Consider the following 17,575-nt stretch of genomic DNA (forward strand, 5'->3'; position numbering starts at 1 on the left):
TGTTGTGTCAAGTTAATCTGTAAGAGGAAAGATTTGGCTTATGTAAAGTGAAATGTTAGTAAGTAGAGAGCTTTCGTAGACAGCTCCCCTCTTGCCTAATTTTTTGCTTTCATCAAATTTTGAGGGGAGAGTCTTACTATTTGCAAATAGTGAAATAAATAGAGGGGGAAGAATGATGGTACGCGAGCAATTTCATTATGATTTAAAAACATTGCAGCAAAAAGTAATGAAATTAGGAGAACTAGCAGGAGGTGCTCTTTTACTTTCTATGGAAAGTCTTCAAAAGAGAGACGTAGAAAAGGCGTTAGAAGTGATTGATAGTGATTACCGAATGGATTATTTAGAAGAGGAAATTAACGATTTTGCGCTTATGTTAATTACAAAGCAACAGCCTGTAGCAAGTGATTTGCGAAAAGTTTTTATTTCAATTAAAACGGCAACAGACTTAGAGCGTATAGCAGATCATGCGGTAAATATTGCGAAAGCAACAATTCGTCTGGGGGAAAAAGAGGTATCTGTTCAGTTACATCATATAGAAGAAATGTTTTCAATTGCTCATGAGATGTTACGTCTTTCTTTGGAGGCCTACCAAAAGGAAAATTTAACGTACGCGAAACAAATTGCTGAAATGGACGATTCCGTTGATGAAATATACGGAAAAGCAATTCGTGAATTTATATCTACAATTCCAGAGCAACCAGAAGCTATCACACAAATTACACAATTATCTTTTATTGCTAGATATATTGAGCGTATAGCAGATCATATTACAAATATCGCAGAAAATGTTTTCTATTTGGTGAAAGGCAAACATTATTTATTAAATGACTAGAAATCAATGAGGGCAGATGATAAGAATCATCTGCTTTTTTAGTCAAAACATGACAAAAAAAGCTCGTTGCCTCGTTCAAATTATGATGATAAGATGTATCGTAATAAATATGGAAAAATAAAGAAAATAGCGATTGTATAACAAAAGTAAGCGTTTTCTAAGGTGGTTTAGACATTGGAAAGATTAACGGACATAGAAGTCACATACATATGGTAAATAAAGATGATTTCATATTACAAAAGTGGAGGATGAATGTGCATGAAGGGGGTTATTTTAGCTGGTGGAAAAGGAAGGCGCCTAAGACCGTTAACATGTAATGTTCCAAAACCGATGTTACCATTACTAGAGAAACCGGTTTTAGAATATAACATTGAATTGTTACGGCGACATGGTATTCGGGAAATCGCAATTACTGTTCAATATTTGAGCAATACGATTAGAGAGTACTTTGGGGATGGGAGTAAATGGGGCGTCAAATTACATTACTTTGAGGATTCACCCCCCCTTGGTACAGCAGGAAGTATTAAACAGGCTGAAGCATTTTTAGATGAACCGTTTGTAGTAATTAGCGGTGATGCATTAACAGATTTTCCATTAACAGAAGGGATTGTATTTCACCAACAGAAGAAGAGAATGCTAACGATGTTTGTAAAAGAAGTAGAAAATCCACTGTCTTTTGGGTTAGTGGTGATGAATAAAGAACAAGAAATTATACGTTATATGGAGAAACCGAGTTGGAATGAAGTCATTTCAAACGTTGTAAACACAGGGATTTATATTATGGATCCTAGTATTTTTTCTTATATACCTCCCAAAACATATGCTGATTTTAGTCGCCATATCTTTCCGTTATTGGAGAATACAAATGCGTTATTTGGATACAAAGCAGAAGGATACTGGATGGATATTGGAACATTTGAGCAGTATCGGCAAGCTCAATTTGATTTATTGACGAAAAAAGTGAATGTAACGATTCCTTATACAGAAGTATTACCGATGGTTTGGATGGGAGAAGCAGTAACGATTGAAAAAGGTACAAAGATTCACGGGCCATCTTTCATCGGTGACGGAGTAACAATCGGAGCGGGAGCGATCGTTGAACCGTATTCTATTATTGGGAAACATAGTACTGTATCAAGCTACACACGTCTTCAAAAAAGTATTATTTTCGCCAATACGTATATTGGGAAACATTGTGAATTATTAGAGACGACAGTTGGTGAAAAAACGAGACTCGAAGACGATGTCACGCTATATCAGAAAAGTGTTGTAGCGGATTGTTGTCAAATCGGGAAAAGCACTGTAATTAAGCAAGGTGGGAAGTTATGGCCTCATAAAATAATTGATCATCATTCTATTATTGCATCTGGTGGTGTTACAAAAGAAGAACATGCATCAAGGTGGTTGCAAAGAAGTCAAATTGTAGGTAGAGGAAATATCGAAATAACACCGCAAATCATTGTGAAAATAGCAATGGCTTACGGTTCATTGTTTCGGAAGGGTGAGACTATATTAATAGGAAGCTATAAGAATGCAGAAGTACAAGTTTTTAAAAAATTATTTCTGCATGCGCTTCACAGCGTAGGAATGAATACGGTGGAATGTCAAGAAATGAATGAATCCCCATTTCAATATACGATTCGGAAATTAGAATGCATAGGTGGTGCGTTCATTTGTTTTACGAAAGATCAAGATATGAGGATACGGTTCTATGGGAAAGAAGGAAGGCAGTTAACTTATAAGCAGCAGAAGGAAATAGAAAATTTATATATGGCTGAAAACTTTCGCTATGTATCTGAAAAAGAGATAGGAGAAAATCAAATAATACAAATTTGTTTAGAGGATTATGTAACGGCCGTTTTAGAATATATAGATGTTGAGAACATACAGGCGCAACAGTTCCACCTTCTTATTAATAAAATGGATTGTTTGTTACAACCGTTACTTCTTTCTTTTTTTCAAAGGCTTGGTTGTTCTATTACATGGGTGTATGCGCAGGAGCGGAAAGAACATGTGAAATCTTTAATGAAATCCAGTCATTCTAATATGGCCTTTATATGCGGTGAAGAAGGAAATGTATTCGAATTATATGATGGGCATGGTAGGGTGTATCAGAGTGAGAATGTTAGCGAAATCGATGTGTCAGACTTATTATTGAAAACAGTCGAGGATATGTATCCAATATCGTTAAAGCTAGGAAATTGTTATCTTCTCTTTTATATGCACATGGAAAAAGAATTGCGACAAGTGTGGCAAAGGGATATGTTATATCGGATTGGGAAGTTACTCGAGTTAATTGCAAAACAAGGGAGTACATTATCCATGATGGTAGAACAGACAGCACCGCTTTATTTGTTATGTGATGAGGTTGTTTGTTCGTGGAATGAAAAAGGGAAAATAATGGGGATGTTACTGCAAGATATGGGAGAAAGGGAAATAGAAATATTAGAAGGAGTTCAGTTTAAATATGCAGAGAAAGAATGGTCGTACATTGTTTCTGATGTGAAACAACCGAAATTTCTTGTATACTCACATGCGAAAAACCCACTAGTAGCAAGAGAAAATATGAAAAATCTTATAGAAAAGATTAGACAATATCAAAAGGTGTAGAATTTTTGTTTTAAAAGTGGTATTATGGTATAGTCTGATTTAAGTTATTAGTGACTGGAGGGAAATAAGAATGCGTGTGAATATTACTCTAGCATGTACAGAATGCGGAGATCGTAACTATATCTCAAAGAAAAATAAACGTAACAACGCGGAGCGCCTTGAGCTTAAAAAGTATTGCAAGCGTGACAAGAAGTCTACGTTACACCGTGAAACAAAGTAAGCAGTAGGAATATTTCCTACTGTTTCTTTTTATTTTGTGCCACTATTTCGCTGTGCAGTGTGTATTTAAAATGATAAACTATCCCATAGGGATGTAATGCATGGTTTAAGATTAGAAGGGGGAAATAGTCATGAATGAGGAGAAGATACAGCTACGTAAACGAATGTTAAAACACATGTATTCGATGACACAAGAGCAGCGTAAGGCTTTATCAGAACAAATTGCAGATTCTTTATATGAACAAAGAGAGTGGAAAGAGGCAGAAACAATTGGGATTACTCTTTCTATGGACCATGAAGTGAATACATATGTTATTATAGAAAAAGCATGGCAAGAAGGAAAAAAAGTAGTTGTACCAAAATGTAATCGAAAGACAAGAACAATGACTTTTCGTGAAATCATGAACTGGGATCAATTAGAAACGGTATATATGAATTTGCGAGAGCCTATTCCTACTGTAACGAAAGAAGTAAAGGTGAATGAGATAGATCTTCTCTTTGTCCCTGGAATTGCTTATACGAGACGAGGAGAACGTATTGGATATGGTGGCGGCTATTATGATCGTTACCTTGCTACATATGAGGGGGCAAGAGTGTCTTTAGCTTTTGACTTTCAAATTGTAGATGATATTCCGATAGAACCATTTGATCAGAATGTCGAAAAAATTATTACAGAAAAAGAAACAATTGTGTAAAATACTCTGATAGAGATGAATAAGAATTGACGAGGCTTTTTCTCGTTGATTATAATGAAATATGTGAACGTTTTCTTATTATATTTGTATAATAAGTAGACATAGAGGGTGATAACATGAGATCCATTTATGATATTCAGCAATTACTAAAAAAATTTGGAACGGTTATTTATACAGGTGATCGGGTGGCTGATTTACAATTAATGCAGGAAGAGCTACATGAATTGAATCAATCACAGCTGATTGAACGAAACGATTATCAAACAGCTTTATTTTTAATAAAGCAAGAAATTCAAAAAGAGATGAGCAAGAAATAGAAAAAGGTAGGTTAGCAAAAATGGAAGAGAAATGGTTAGTTGGTGTTGACCTGGGTGGGACGACAATTAAATTAGCATTTATTAATGTGTACGGTGAAATTTTACACAAGTGGGAAATCCCAACAGATACTAGTGAACAAGGAAAACATATTACACTAGATGTAGCCAAAGCAATCGATAAAAAATTAGAAGAATTAGGCGAATTAAAGAGTAAATTAATTGGTATTGGTATGGGTGCTCCGGGTCCTGTCCATGTAGCTACAGGCATGATTTATGAAGCGGTTAACTTAGGGTGGAAAAACTATCCATTAAAAGATTTATTAGAAGTTGAAACAGGTTTACCTGTTGTTATTGATAACGATGCCAACTTAGCAGCATTTGGGGAAATGTGGAAGGGTGCTGGAGAAGGTGCGAAAGATCTTGTTTGTATGACGCTTGGAACTGGTGTTGGTGGCGGTGTTATTACCAATGGTGAAATCGTTCATGGTGCAAGCGGTGCAGCTGGTGAAATTGGCCATATTACAGTCGTTACAGAAAATGCATTTCCTTGTAATTGCGGGAAATCTGGTTGCTTAGAGACAGTGGCATCCGCAACAGGGATTGTTCGTGTTGCTATGCAAAAAATGCAAGAAACAGAGAAGGAAAGTATACTGCGTTCGATGTTGGCTGAAGAAGGCCGTATTACATCAAAAGATGTATTTGAAGCATTAGGACAAGGTGATGAATTAGCAGCTGAAGTAGTAGAAAAAATCGCTTCTTATTTAGGATTAGCTGTAGCAAACCTTGCAAGTACATTAAACCCTGAAAAAATTGTAATTGGTGGCGGCGTCTCTAAAGCAGGTGATGCGCTATTAGAACCAACGCAACGCTATTTTGAACAATACGCATTCTCACGTGCTAGAAAGAGCACAAAGCTAGCAATTGCAACGCTTGGTAATGATGCGGGTGTAATTGGAGGAGCTTGGCTTGTAAAAAAGCAGCAATACGAAGTGAAGATGATATAATTTGTGAAGAATAAAAAACGAAAGGGCTGCCCCTTTCGTTTTTTATATGCAAAATCATGTTGAATAAGAATATAACAATGAATTATGATGCTGGTGGATACCCATTATTTAGAACGGTCATAACTGTAAACCATCCAAAAACGAGTACGGTTGCAATGGAGAAGCCGCCTGCTAGTAAGTTTTTTTCACGTAATGTTCTTAGGGTGGCGAATACAGCTAACAGAGTGACTAGTGCAAAAATGATAACAAGACCCATATATAATCCTCCTCTGCTCTCACATTCTTATTTTTTAGAATTTTTACTCTTTTCATTGTACATGTTTTAGAAATGATTGTCGAGATAGTAGCGCTTCGTTTCGTCAGAGAAAGAAATGTTGTATCATAAAAGAAAGTCCAACAACTGGAGGAGAGGAAAAGATGAAATGGATACAAATGCCGTTAGGGCCTTTACAAACAAATGCGTACATTTTAAGTAACGATCAAAAAGAATGTGTGATTTTTGATCCAGGTAGCGAAGGGGAAAAGCTTGTAACATATTTACAGCAAGAAGGGTTAAAGCCCCTTGCGATTTTATTAACACATGCACATTTTGATCATATCGGTGCAGTTGATGCGGTAAGGGAGGCTTTTCGTATTCCCGTATATGTACATAAAGAAGAAGCAGAATGGCTTGGTGATCCGGCTGTTAACGGTTCACAAATTTTTATGATGAATCGAAGTATTACAGCAAAACCAGCGGATTATAGGATTGATGGAGAAGGAACATTAACAATTGGTCCATTTACATTTGAAATGTTTGAAACACCGGGGCATTCTCCGGGTAGTATTTCCTACTATTGTAAAGAAGTGAACGCTGTATTTTCCGGAGATGTATTATTCCAAATGAGCATCGGTAGGACAGATTTACCAGGGGGAAGCCTTACAGAGTTAATGGGAAGTATTGAAGAGAAATTATTTATGCTACCAGATGATACGACTGTATTGTGTGGGCATGGTCCAGAAACGAATATTGGGTTTGAAAAAGAAAATAATCCATTTTTACAATAAGGTGTAGTATGGGGATAGAGTTCATTTTAAGGGGATATATGGAAAAGGAAAAGGATTATTCGATTTCATACCGCACGTATATGGAAGTTGCATTATATAATCAAGAACATGGATATTATATGAACAGCCGTAATAAAATCGGAAGAAAAGGTGATTTCTTTACAACTAGTAATGTCTCTTCTGCAGTTGCAAAGACATTTGCTCGATTTTTTATCCGGCTTGTTCAAGGGGGAGAAATCGAACCTAACCTTTGTGAAATTGGGGCTGGAACAGGGAGATTTGCTTATGATGTTTTACAAGAATGGCAGCGCCTATCTCCTGAAACTTTCGCTGATTTACACTATTCTATTATTGAGTTAAGCCCTTTTCATCGCAAGCTACAAAAACAGCAACTGAACTCATTTTCTAATATTTCTCAGCACCAATCTTATCAAGAATTAGGTGACTCTTTTGCAGGAATTGTTTTTTCGAATGAATTATTTGATGCTTTCCCTGTTGAAGTAATTGAGAAGCGTAAGGGAGTGCTATATGAAGTGCGAGTTTCATATACAAATGAAGGAAAACTTACAGAGGTATTTAGGCCGATAGAAAATGAGACAGTTCATTATTTAAGAAGACATCATATAAGACTTTCAGAAGGACAACGATTTGAAGTTCCAATTGTAGCAGAATCCTATATAGAAGAGATTGCTGCATGGATAAAAGAAGGATTACTGATTACAGTCGATTATGGTTATACAAAAGAAGAGTGGATGCATCCAGCTCATCGTGAAGGAAGTTTAAGAGGGTATTATCATCATCAATTGATTCGAAGCCCGCTTGCTTATCCTGGTGAAATGGATATTACAGCTCATGTACATTGGGATGAAATAAAGAAGGCTGGGGAAACGACAGGACTGTATACAGTATGGCATACAAAACAGAGTACTTTTTTATTAGCGGCAGGCATACTTGAACAGCTTATGAATCATCAAGATCGAAACCCTTTTTCTGAAAATCAAAAAATAAATCGATCCATCCGTTCCATGATTTTAGATGGAGGAATAGGCGATGCTTTTGATATTTTAATACAGAAGAAAGGATTGCCGTTTTTGGATGTAAATCGTTATTTATATGTATAGAAAAAACAAGACGCAGAAACTTTCTGCGTCTTGTTTTTTAATACGACTTTTCATATGTAGCCTAATATATTTTCCCTCATGATATATATTTATATTAAAGATATGAGATAAAATATATAGAATACGCCATTTTTTCTCTGTTTAATGATCCAATAGTCCCTAACCTAATAATACATGAACGAGCTGAATGATGACTTCATTCTCTACTTTGTAATAAATCTCCAATCCTTTTCTTTCACTAGAGACAATTTTAGCGCTTTTTAACTTTGCTAAATGCTGTGAAATTGTGGATTGTGGCATGTTTAAGCCAGTGTACATTGTAGAAACATTACTTGGGCCTCTTTCAATTAAGCCCTTTACAATACATAAGCGAACAGGATGAGCAAGCACTTTCAATAATTCTGCATTACTCTCATAAAGTTCTAATTCTTTTTGAAAGGTTTCTAACATGTTCTTTTCCACCTCCGTGTAAGCTGTTATATCATAATATTCATACCAAAAAACTAAAGAAAAGGAAACAGTTGTTGCAGAAAAAATGTTTTAAAGTAAAGAAATTGTAAGAAACGAGACTATGATGTAAATAAATGAAATAAATTTGTGTGTTTTTGCCAACAGATGTTTTTTCTTTAAAATTTGGAAAAGATATACTTATAACATAATTTTATCATGAATTTTTTGTTCTTTCAAATCGATATACGGAATTTTTAAAATAATATGAAAAAAGGATTTTATAATTTTGTATAGAAAGTTTATTATGTTAATCAGAAAATATGTCTTAAAAAACGAAATTTAAATGCTGGATTGAATAGATTATTTTGAAGGCGTGGAATATAGAAAGCTCATTCATAAGGCTTCTTGAATAGAGTGACAATCGAATGGTTTTATTCCAGTTTAAGGATTATATTGAAAGCCCCACCTATCTCTACATGAGTTTGAGGTGGGGTTTTTTGTTAAGATGATAAAAACAGCTTTTATAAATTTACAGGTTCTTCTACATAGGAAAGGGCATTTTCAAAATCAGTAATTAAATCGTCTACATTTTCTAGTCCAACCGATAAGCGAAGTAAAGAATTAGAAATTCCTCTTTCATCGCGAGCTTCTTGCGATAAGGCTGCATGGGACATTTTAGCAGGATACGATAGGATGGATTCAACAGCCCCTAAGCTTACAGCAAGTACAGGTAGTTTTATGTTAGATAAAAATTGGCGCAATGCATCTTCTGATTGTAATGAAAAGGATAAAACAGCTCCGCCAGATTTTGCTTGTGAACGTTGTATTTCATAACCGGAGTGAGATTCTAATCCTGGGTAATAGACATGTTGTATTTTTTTATGATTTTGGAAATAATGGGCGATTTTGCTTGCGTTTATTGCTGAATGTTCCAGACGTACATGCAATGTTTTCAGCCCACGAAGTACAAGAGAGCAATCTTGAGGACTTAATATAGCTCCAAAAGCATTTTGTAAAAAGCTGAGTTTTTGGGCGAGATTATTATTTTTTACAATAGCTAATCCAGCTGTTACATCACTATGCCCTGCGATAAATTTTGTTGCGCTATGCAATACAACATCAGCTCCAAGCTCCAGCGGTTTTTGAAATAATGGTGTTAAAAATGTATTATCTACGAAAGTAAGTGCTCCAACAGATTTCGCTAATGTACAAACAGTGCGAATATCTGTTACCTTTAATAATGGATTAGATGGCGTTTCAATATAAAAAACTTTTGTGTTTGATTTTATATTTCGCTTTACAGCATCTATGTTTGTCATATCGACAAATGTATGGGATATCCCATAACGTGATAGAATGTCTGTTACAATTCGGTAAGTGCCACCGTATACGTCTTCTGATATAAGAACATGGTCTCCTTGTGAGAGAAGAAGAAAGGCAGTAGAAATGGCTGCAATGCCAGAGGCAAAAGCAAATCCTTTTGTTCCCCCTTCAAGAAGAGCAATTATATCTTCAAGCGCTTCACGTGTAGGGTTACCTGAGCGACTATAGTCGTATTTTCCAAAGGAATCTACATCAAACTGATGAAAAGTTGATGTATTGTAAATTGGAACGTTAACAGCACCGGTTTGTGCATCATGTTTATACTTGTTATGCAGTAACAGTGTGTCTAAAGAGTAATTCATATTTTTACACCTTCTTTTGCATATTGAATTGCTTGCTGTAAGTCCTGAATTAAGTCATCGCTATGTTCAATGCCAACGGAAAAACGAAGTAGACGATTGCATACCCCTCGTGCAATTCGTACATCTGTTGGAATATCAGCATGTGTTTGTGTAGCTGGATATGTCATTAGACTTTCGACGCCACCTAAGCTTTCAGCAAATGTAATAATAGATAAAGATTGTAAGAAAGGATTTATCCATTTTTCATCGCGAAGACGAAAGGAAATCATGCCCCCTCTACCTGGATAAAATACGTCTGTTACACCGTCTTCTTCTTTTAAATAGGTCACAATTTTATTTGCATTTTCTTCATGTTGCTTCATCCGAAGTGCCAAAGTTTTCATTCCTCGTATTAATAACCATGAATCGAAAGGACTCAATACAGCACCAGAAGCGTTATGGTAATGGGCAAGCTCCGCACAAAGCCCGCTTCCTTTTGCAACAACAAGCCCGCTTAATACGTCGTTATGTCCACCTAAATATTTTGTTGCGCTATGTAGAACGATATCAGCTCCATCAGTTAAAGGTTGCTGTATATACGGTGTATAGAAAGTATTATCTACAATAAGCAGTAAACCATGACGCTTTGCAATGGTTGCAACAGCTTGAATATCAGTTACTTGCATTAAAGGATTGGTAGGTGTTTCGATGAAAATTGCTTTTGTCTTAGAAGTAATTGCGTGTTCAATTTGCTCAATCGATTGTGTATCTACGTATCTACATCGAATATTCCACTTTTTCTCATGTTCAGAAAATAAACGATACGTTCCTCCGTATAAGTCTTCAGATACGATAAGTTCATCATCGGAGCGAAATAGAGAAAGCACAAGAAGAACGGCCGCCATTCCAGAACTACAGGCATAGCCTTGATCACCTTTTTCTAAATCAGCAATTGCGCGTTCTACAAGACCGCGTGTAGGGTTACCAGTTCGAGAATAATCAAATCCAGTTGATTTTCCAATTCCTTCATGGCGATAGGCTGTTGAAAAGTAAACAGGGGGATTTACCGTACCTGTACCCGTTTCACTACGGTTTCCAATTTGAGCTAATGTTGTTTCGATTGTTGACATAGCAACATTCCTCCTTTATGAGATGGAAATTTAAGTATATGGTAATAGAAAAATAAAAAAAGCCTTCAAAGAAGAAGGCTTTCATTCAAATAGAGTCTTCTTCTTATCTCTCAAATTATTTGATAATTTGCTGGAATTAGCACCTTATTAACAAGTTTGTTAATGGTTGCTGAGGTGTCATAGGGCCAGTCCCTCTACCTCTCTAGATAAGAATACTTTGTATGAAATTTTATTATGTGTTTAACTTTACAACAAAAGATAAAAGAATTGCAACTTTATTTTGAAATTTTTTTATTTTTTATATTTTTTTGTTGACTTTCCTTTTTTTGCATGCTAAGTTTATTAGAAAATCAGCAAATTTTGTTAAAGGAGAACAGATTTCCTTTTAATAACATAAATAGTAAGAACAAACTCTTATTAAGAGCGGTGGAGGGAAAGGCCCTGTGAAACCCGGCAACCTTCAAACAATATGTTTGAAACGGTGCTAATACCTGCAAAACAATTGGTTTTGCGTGATAAGAGGTGGATCGATGAAGTCCCCCTCTTTAAGGTGAAGAGGGGGACTTTTTATATTGATAGAAAAGAGGGAGATAAGTGAAATTACTAGATTTGTTATCAAAAGGGATTGTAATTGGTGATGGAGCAATTGGTACATTACTGCATTCACATGGACTACAAAGTAGTTTTGAAGAGTTAAATATATCAGATCCAGATTTAATTGTATCGATTCATAAACAATATGTAGCTGCTGGAGCTGATGTGATTCAAACAAATACATATGGTGCAAATGAGGCGAAATTGCGTACATATGGCTTAGAAAATCAAGTTGTACAAATTAATAGAGCAGCAGTAAAACTCGCGAAAGCAGCTGCGAAGGAGCAAAATGCGATTTTAGGAACGATTGGTGGAATGAAACATATTGGTGCCGTTACGACAACGAATATAGAGCGAGAATTTATGCTACTTGAACAGGCTGGAGCGTTAATAGAAGAAGAGGTAGATGGGCTACTGCTTGAAACATTTTATGATGAATTTGAGCTCATACATGCTATCAAAGTCCTAAGAAAACAAACAGATATTCCGATTGTGGCACAATTAGCACTTCATGAGGCTGGTACGACCCAAAATGGAAATGATGTAAATGAGATATTAGCACAACTCATACATAATGGTGCAAATGTGGTCGGCTTAAATTGTCAATTAGGCCCACTTCCTATGACGGAAGCTTTAAAAATGATTTCGATTCCGAAAGACGGTTATTTATCTGCTTATCCAAATGCTGGACTTCCAAATTATATAGAAGGACGCTATATATACGAAGGAAGTCCGGCTTACTTCGAGACGATGACACCGAAGTTTATTGAACAGGGGGTTCGTTTATTAGGAGGTTGTTGTGGTACCACACCGGCACATATTGAAAGAATGAAACGTGCAATTGCCAATCAAGTACCTGTTATAGAAAAGACGGTTGTTTCAAGGCCGCCAATCCTTCATACGCATTCGGAGCGCTTTAGAACGCATAGTACTCTTGCAGAGAAAGCGAAAAAACAAACGACAGTTGTCGTTGAACTAGATCCACCAAAAACATTGGATACACAGCGTTTTTTTGAAGGAGCTAAAGCATTAAAGCGAGCAGGTGCTGATGCGATTACATTGGCTGATAATTCGTTAGCTTCACCGCGCATTTCAAATATGGCGATGGGAGCGTTATTAACGAAGCATGATATACCAGTACTTACTCATTTAACGTGCCGAGATCACAATGTAATTGGATTACAATCACATCTACTTGGATTGTCAGTGCTAGGAATGGAAGAAGTACTCGCTTTAACAGGTGATCCAGCTCGGGTTGGGGATTTTCCAGGGGCTACTTCTGTATATGATGTATCGTCTATTGAGCTTATTAAGATGATTCAGGAGATGAATGATGGTCGATCTATTTTAGGGAAATCGATTGGTCCGGCAACAAGGTTTTCTGTCGGAGGGGCATTTAATCCGCATGTAAGACATTTAAAGGCTGCAGTAAAGCGGATGGAAAGAAAAATTGCAGCGGGTGCTGAATATTTCTTAACGCAGCCTATTTATGATAAAGCGTTGATTTATGGAGTATACAAAGAAACGAAACATTTAGAACAACCTATTTTTATTGGAATTATGCCTTTAGTAAGCAAGCGGAATGCAGATTTTCTTCATTTTGAAGTACCGGGGATTACGCTTCCAGATCAAGTGCGAGAAAGAATGAGAGAACATGAAACAGAAGCGGATGCGATTGAAGAAGGGATCAGTATTGCACAGGAGTTAATTGATGAAGCATTGAAATATTTTCGTGGCATTTATCTTATTACGCCATTTTTAAAATATGAGATTACAGAACATCTTGTGAAATATATAAAGGAAAAACAAGAAGTGAGAGAGGAAGTAACAAATGAGACGAATTGAAGAAAGATTGCAGCAAGAAATCTTAATATTAGATGGTGCAATGGGAACGATGATTCAACAAGCCGATTTAACAGCTGATGATTTCGGTGGGGAAGAATACGAAGGATGCAATGAATATTTAGTAAAAACAAGACCAGATCTTATTTTGAATATCCATAAGGCTTATATTGATGCGGGTGCGGATATCATTGAGACCAATACATTCGGTGCGACGAATATTGTATTAAGTGATTATAAATTGTCTCATTTAGATGAAGAGTTAAACGAAAGAGCGGCACTTTTAGCAAGGCAAGCTGTGAAAGAAAGTCAGAAAGAAGTATATGTAGCTGGTGCAATGGGACCAACAACGAAGGCGATTAGTGTCACTGGTGGTGTAACGTTTGACGAGCTAATGGAAGCTTATACAAGGCAAGCAAGGGGATTGCTACGCGGTGGTGTCGATCTATTGCTTATTGAGACAAGTCAAGATATGCGCAATGTAAAAGCAGCCTATTTAGGAATTCAAAACGCATTTGAACAGTTACATCAAACAGTGCCTCTCATGATTTCTGGGACCATTGAGCCGATGGGAACAACTTTAGCAGGACAAACAATTGAGGCGTTTTATTTATCAGTGGAACATATGAATCCATTATCAGTTGGCCTAAATTGTGCAACTGGACCAGAATTTATGCGCGAACATATTCGGTCTCTTTCTGAGTTGTCAGAATGCTATATTTCTTGTTACCCCAATGCAGGTCTTCCTGATGAAGATGGCCATTATCATGAGTCGCCCTCTTCACTTGCTGAGAAGGTGAAAAGTTTTGCTGAAGAAGGATGGATTAATATTATTGGAGGCTGTTGTGGCACAACACCAGAACATATAAGAGCAATAAAGGAGACGCTAGCATCTTGTAAGCCTCGTCAGTACGATGAGCGAGCAGGACATGGAATTAGTGGATTAGAGGCATTGCAATATGATGATTCGATGAGACCATTATTTGTTGGGGAAAGAACGAATGTAATTGGCTCCAGAAAGTTTAAACGATTAGTAGCGGAAGGGAATTTTGAAGAGGCAGCAGAAATCGCACGAGCGCAAGTGAAGAAAAATGCACATATTATTGATATTTGTATGGCAGATCCGGATCGTGATGAAGTCGAAGATATGGAAAACTTCTTAGCGGAAGTTACGAAAGTCTTAAAAGTACCCATTATGATTGACTCTACAGATGAAAAGGTGATGGCGAAGGCTCTGACATATATACAAGGAAAAGGTGTTATTAATTCAATTAACTTAGAAAATGGAGAAGAACGATTTGAGCAGGTTACGCCGCTTATTCGAAAATACGGTGCAGCTATTGTAGTCGGAACAATCGATGAAGAAGGAATGGCAGTTCGTACAGAAAGAAAATTGGAAATTGCAAAAAGGAGTTATGAATTATTAACAAAGAAATATGGGATACGTCCTTCCGATATTATTTTCGATGCGCTTGTTTTTCCAGTTGGAACTGGTGATGAAGAATATATTGGCTCGGCAGCCGCAACGATTGAAGGAATTCGTCTTATTAAGGAAGCATTACCAGAATGCTTAACGATTTTAGGAGTCAGTAATATATCATTTGGATTACCGCCAGCTGGGCGTGAAGTATTAAACTCTGTATTTTTGTATCATGCGACAAAAGCTGGATTAGATTATGCGATTGTAAATACAGAAAAATTAGAGCGCTATGCTTCGATTCCAGAGGAAGAGAAAAAGCTCGCGGATGCATTATTATTTGAAACATCGAAAGAAACATTAGAAGAATTTACGAACTTTTATAGAAGTGCAAAGAAGAAAGATGTGCTTGTTCAAGAAACATTAACGCTCGATGAACGACTAGCAAACTACATTGTAGAAGGGACGAAGCAAGGGTTACAAGATGATATAAGCTGCGCACTTAAAGAAGGAAGAAAACCTCTTGATATTATTAATGGTCCGCTTATGGCAGGTATGGATGAAGTAGGTCGATTGTTTAATAATAATGAGCTAATCGTTGCTGAAGTATTGCAAAGCGCTGAAAGTATGAAAGCGGCAGTTGCCTATTTAGAACCACATATGGAATCTAGTGATAGCGCTAAAAAAGGGAAAGTGTTATTAGCGACTGTAAAAGGAGATGTACATGACATTGGGAAAAACCTTGTTGACATTATTTTATCAAATAATGGGTATGAAATTATTAATTTAGGAATCAATGTTCGTTCTGATCGTATCGTTCAAGAAGTAAAGGAAAAGAAACCCGACATCATTGGGCTTTCTGGTCTGTTAGTAAAATCAGCGCAACAAATGGTTAAAACTGCAGAAGATTTAAAAGCAGCAAATATTAATATTCCGATTGTTGTAGGGGGGGCGGCATTAACAAGAAAATTTACAGATAATCGTATTTCTCCTTCTTATGATGGTCTTGTATTATATGCAAGTGATGCAATGACAGGTCTTGATATTATGAATCGATTACAAAAAGAAGAAGAGCGAGAAAAAATGAAGCAGAATAAAAAGGAACGTCATCTTCATGTTGTGAAACAGGAAGAGAAGAAAGTAGAAATCCCAGCAGTGATTGAGCCGTTGTCGAAAGCAAAAGTCATGGTGCCAGACTCAACAAAACGGGTCGTACTTCGTGATATTCCTGTTTCACATCTTTCTCCATTTTTAAATAGGCAAATGTTAATTGGGCATCACCTTGGCTTAAGAGGAAATGTAAAAAAACTGCTCAGAGAAGGTGATAAACGAGCACATGAGTTAAATGATTTAATTGATGAGTTATTGCAGGAAGAACAATCTTGGTTACGTCCAAAAGCTATATATCAGTTTTTCCCTGCTCAAAGTGATGGACAGACGATTATCATCTATGACCCAGAAGATCATACACGCGTATTAGAGCGTTTCTCATTCCCACGGCAAATGAAAGCGCCGTACCGTACGTTAGGAGATTATTTACGTCCTGTTGGTGAGGAGATGGATTATGTTGCCTTCTTGTCTGTTACAGTCGGGGAAGGAGTTCGCAACGTTGCGGAGGAATGGAAGAGAAAGGGAGATTATTTACGCAGTCATGCCATTCAATCGTTAGCATTAGAACTAGCCGAAGGGCTCGCTGAAAAAACACATATGTTAATTCGGGATCGCTGGGGGATTCCCGACGCTCCTGAGATGACGATGGAAGAGCGGTTCCGTACAAAATATAGAGGAATTCGAGTTTCCTTTGGTTACCCTGCATGTCCTGAACTTGCTGACCAGGAAAAGTTATTTCGCCTCATTCATCCTGAGGAAATAGGTATTTCATTAACAGAAGGATTTATGATGGAGCCGGAGGCATCTGTAACAGCTATGGTATTTTCTCATCCTGAAGCAAGATATTTTAGTGTACTATAGTATGAAAAGATGCAATACAGACCATTATAAACTGTATTACAGGGGCATGATTTCTAAAAAAATCATGTCTTTTTCAGTAGAATGAAAGGTTCGAAGAATTGCTGTATTTATGTTACAATAACAGATATTTAATAAGGAAATTCCAGTTCTTTAAGCGTGAAAATAAGAATGGATAAGGAGTGACTATGATGGAGCTGAGTCTCTATGAAAATACTGCTCTTATTATATGTTTTGTCCTTTACGTTGGTAGCGTTATGATGTATATTTCGAGGAAATTTTCACAAGAAAGAAATTTAGAGAAATCAGAAATAACAGCTGAGCTAGATATGTTAGTGCATGAAAATCATAAAAAACAGAAAATAAAAGAAGACCATGAAAGGCCCCATCATTTAAACGTAAAATAAGTTATAAAGATGGGGATTTTTTTATCAGGCTCAATTTATTGAAGTCTTTGGTGATAAAAAGAATTTCCTTTTATCTTTTGTAAATAAGGAGTGAGATTAGGATGAAGTTTTACATCGCTTCCAGTTTTCAAAATAAAGACCTCGTTCGGCTTGTAGCGAATAAGTTAAAAGAAATAGATTGGAAACAGACATATGATTGGACACAATATGAAAGAGTTGTACATAAAGTGAAACTTTAATCAGTGGGGGGTTCTTCAT

At 36.6% G+C, this 17,575-nt stretch carries 16 protein-coding genes and 2 riboswitches; of the genes, 12 read left to right on the top strand and 4 right to left on the bottom strand.

The window, feature by feature from the left end; all coding sequences use genetic code 11:
• Positions 1–175: 175 nt before the first annotated feature.
• The 6 genes from phoU (at position 176) to glcK (ending at position 5,677) form a co-directional block, all read left to right on the top strand.
• Positions 176–832: a phosphate signaling complex protein PhoU gene (gene phoU / locus MR059_RS04645; RefSeq protein ID WP_041810025.1), complete on the top strand. Its 657-nt coding sequence runs from the start codon at positions 176–178 to the stop codon at positions 830–832.
• Between the two features lie 258 nt (positions 833–1,090).
• A complete protein-coding gene (locus tag MR059_RS04650) occupies positions 1,091–3,442 on the top strand; it encodes a sugar phosphate nucleotidyltransferase (protein ID WP_041810023.1) in 2,352 nt (783 codons plus the stop codon).
• A gap of 70 nt (positions 3,443–3,512) precedes the next feature.
• Positions 3,513–3,662 carry a 50S ribosomal protein L33 gene (rpmG, locus tag MR059_RS04655; RefSeq protein ID WP_012095458.1) on the top strand — a complete coding sequence of 50 codons (150 nt, stop codon included), beginning with the start codon at positions 3,513–3,515 and terminating at the stop codon, positions 3,660–3,662.
• A gap of 130 nt (positions 3,663–3,792) precedes the next feature.
• Positions 3,793–4,356, top strand: a complete 564-nt coding sequence (locus MR059_RS04660; RefSeq protein WP_012095457.1) for a 5-formyltetrahydrofolate cyclo-ligase — start codon at positions 3,793–3,795, stop codon at positions 4,354–4,356.
• Positions 4,357–4,472: 116 nt separating this feature from the next.
• Positions 4,473–4,673: a YqgQ family protein gene (locus MR059_RS04665; RefSeq protein WP_012095456.1), complete on the top strand. Its 201-nt coding sequence runs from the start codon at positions 4,473–4,475 to the stop codon at positions 4,671–4,673.
• 20 nt (positions 4,674–4,693) lie between these two features.
• Positions 4,694–5,677 carry a glucokinase gene (glcK, locus tag MR059_RS04670; protein ID WP_012095455.1) on the top strand — a complete coding sequence of 328 codons (984 nt, stop codon included), beginning with the start codon at positions 4,694–4,696 and terminating at the stop codon, positions 5,675–5,677.
• An 82-nt stretch (positions 5,678–5,759) separates the two neighbouring features.
• On the opposite strand, the gene MR059_RS04675 is transcribed toward glcK, so the two are convergent.
• Entirely contained in the window at positions 5,760–5,933 is a 174-nt protein-coding gene (locus tag MR059_RS04675; protein WP_012095454.1) for a DUF2759 domain-containing protein, read from the bottom strand.
• A 161-nt stretch (positions 5,934–6,094) separates the two neighbouring features.
• On the opposite strand from MR059_RS04675, the gene MR059_RS04680 reads away from it, so the two are divergent.
• On the top strand, positions 6,095–6,724 hold the full coding sequence (locus MR059_RS04680; protein ID WP_012095453.1) for an MBL fold metallo-hydrolase: 630 nt from the start codon (positions 6,095–6,097) through the stop codon (positions 6,722–6,724).
• Between the two features lie 8 nt (positions 6,725–6,732).
• Positions 6,733–7,845, top strand: coding sequence for a class I SAM-dependent methyltransferase (locus tag MR059_RS04685; protein WP_012095452.1), 1,113 nt, complete (start codon positions 6,733–6,735; stop codon positions 7,843–7,845).
• A 159-nt stretch (positions 7,846–8,004) separates the two neighbouring features.
• Here the strand turns inward: MR059_RS04685 and MR059_RS04690 are convergent, their stop codons facing one another.
• From MR059_RS04690 to MR059_RS04700, 3 genes are all read right to left on the bottom strand, one after another.
• A complete protein-coding gene (locus tag MR059_RS04690; protein WP_012095451.1) occupies positions 8,005–8,295 on the bottom strand; it encodes an ArsR/SmtB family transcription factor in 291 nt (96 codons plus the stop codon).
• Positions 8,296–8,816: 521 nt separating this feature from the next.
• Positions 8,817–9,980 carry a cystathionine beta-lyase gene (gene metC, locus MR059_RS04695; RefSeq protein ID WP_012095450.1) on the bottom strand — a complete coding sequence of 388 codons (1,164 nt, stop codon included), beginning with the start codon at positions 9,978–9,980 and terminating at the stop codon, positions 8,817–8,819.
• A complete protein-coding gene (locus MR059_RS04700) occupies positions 9,977–11,089 on the bottom strand; it encodes a methionine biosynthesis PLP-dependent protein (RefSeq protein WP_012095449.1) in 1,113 nt (370 codons plus the stop codon). Before MR059_RS04700 ends, metC begins: the two co-directional genes overlap by 4 nt.
• Positions 11,090–11,189: 100 nt before the next feature.
• Positions 11,190–11,302: riboswitch (SAM riboswitch) on the bottom strand.
• A 198-nt stretch (positions 11,303–11,500) separates the two neighbouring features.
• Positions 11,501–11,611, top strand: a riboswitch (SAM riboswitch).
• A gap of 72 nt (positions 11,612–11,683) precedes the next feature.
• On the opposite strand from MR059_RS04700, the gene MR059_RS04705 reads away from it, so the two are divergent.
• From MR059_RS04705 to MR059_RS04720, 4 genes are all read left to right on the top strand, one after another.
• Positions 11,684–13,528 (top strand): bifunctional homocysteine S-methyltransferase/methylenetetrahydrofolate reductase, encoded by a 1,845-nt coding sequence (locus MR059_RS04705; RefSeq protein ID WP_242161575.1) that lies wholly within the window; start codon positions 11,684–11,686, stop codon positions 13,526–13,528.
• The gene (gene metH, locus MR059_RS04710; RefSeq protein WP_242161577.1) at positions 13,515–16,913 is read left to right on the top strand and encodes a methionine synthase; all 3,399 of its coding nucleotides are present in this window, start codon (positions 13,515–13,517) and stop codon (positions 16,911–16,913) included. Before MR059_RS04705 ends, metH begins: the two co-directional genes overlap by 14 nt.
• Before the next feature lie 185 nt (positions 16,914–17,098).
• The gene (locus MR059_RS04715) at positions 17,099–17,317 is read left to right on the top strand and encodes a DUF3966 domain-containing protein (RefSeq protein ID WP_242161603.1); all 219 of its coding nucleotides are present in this window, start codon (positions 17,099–17,101) and stop codon (positions 17,315–17,317) included.
• A gap of 101 nt (positions 17,318–17,418) precedes the next feature.
• Complete coding sequence (locus MR059_RS04720; protein WP_012095442.1) at positions 17,419–17,556, top strand: hypothetical protein; 138 nt, start codon at positions 17,419–17,421, stop codon at positions 17,554–17,556.
• The last annotated feature ends 19 nt before the right edge of the window (positions 17,557–17,575 follow it).

This window comes from Bacillus cereus group sp. BfR-BA-01522, from assembly GCF_022662635.1.
Taxonomy (GTDB): domain Bacteria; phylum Bacillota; class Bacilli; order Bacillales; family Bacillaceae_G; genus Bacillus_A; species Bacillus_A cytotoxicus.

What these genes read in the sequence shown, in the direction of transcription:
- MR059_RS04690 (WP_012095451.1), bottom strand. Translation starts at nt 8,295, where the DNA reads ATGTTAGAAACCTTTCAAAAAGAATTAGAACTTTATGAGAGTAATGCA.
- MR059_RS04720 (WP_012095442.1), top strand. Translation starts at nt 17,419, where the DNA reads ATGAAGTTTTACATCGCTTCCAGTTTTCAAAATAAAGACCTCGTTCGG.
- MR059_RS04680 (WP_012095453.1), top strand. Translation starts at nt 6,095, where the DNA reads ATGAAATGGATACAAATGCCGTTAGGGCCTTTACAAACAAATGCGTAC.
- MR059_RS04660 (WP_012095457.1), top strand. Translation starts at nt 3,793, where the DNA reads ATGAATGAGGAGAAGATACAGCTACGTAAACGAATGTTAAAACACATG.
- metC (WP_012095450.1), bottom strand. Translation starts at nt 9,980, where the DNA reads ATGAATTACTCTTTAGACACACTGTTACTGCATAACAAGTATAAACAT.
- MR059_RS04665 (WP_012095456.1), top strand. Translation starts at nt 4,473, where the DNA reads ATGAGATCCATTTATGATATTCAGCAATTACTAAAAAAATTTGGAACG.
- MR059_RS04715 (WP_242161603.1), top strand. Translation starts at nt 17,099, where the DNA reads ATGATGGAGCTGAGTCTCTATGAAAATACTGCTCTTATTATATGTTTT.
- MR059_RS04675 (WP_012095454.1), bottom strand. Translation starts at nt 5,933, where the DNA reads ATGGGTCTTGTTATCATTTTTGCACTAGTCACTCTGTTAGCTGTATTC.
- phoU (WP_041810025.1), top strand. Translation starts at nt 176, where the DNA reads ATGGTACGCGAGCAATTTCATTATGATTTAAAAACATTGCAGCAAAAA.
- MR059_RS04700 (WP_012095449.1), bottom strand. Translation starts at nt 11,089, where the DNA reads ATGTCAACAATCGAAACAACATTAGCTCAAATTGGAAACCGTAGTGAA.
- MR059_RS04685 (WP_012095452.1), top strand. Translation starts at nt 6,733, where the DNA reads ATGGGGATAGAGTTCATTTTAAGGGGATATATGGAAAAGGAAAAGGAT.
- rpmG (WP_012095458.1), top strand. Translation starts at nt 3,513, where the DNA reads ATGCGTGTGAATATTACTCTAGCATGTACAGAATGCGGAGATCGTAAC.
- MR059_RS04650 (WP_041810023.1), top strand. Translation starts at nt 1,091, where the DNA reads ATGAAGGGGGTTATTTTAGCTGGTGGAAAAGGAAGGCGCCTAAGACCG.
- glcK (WP_012095455.1), top strand. Translation starts at nt 4,694, where the DNA reads ATGGAAGAGAAATGGTTAGTTGGTGTTGACCTGGGTGGGACGACAATT.
- metH (WP_242161577.1), top strand. Translation starts at nt 13,515, where the DNA reads ATGAGACGAATTGAAGAAAGATTGCAGCAAGAAATCTTAATATTAGAT.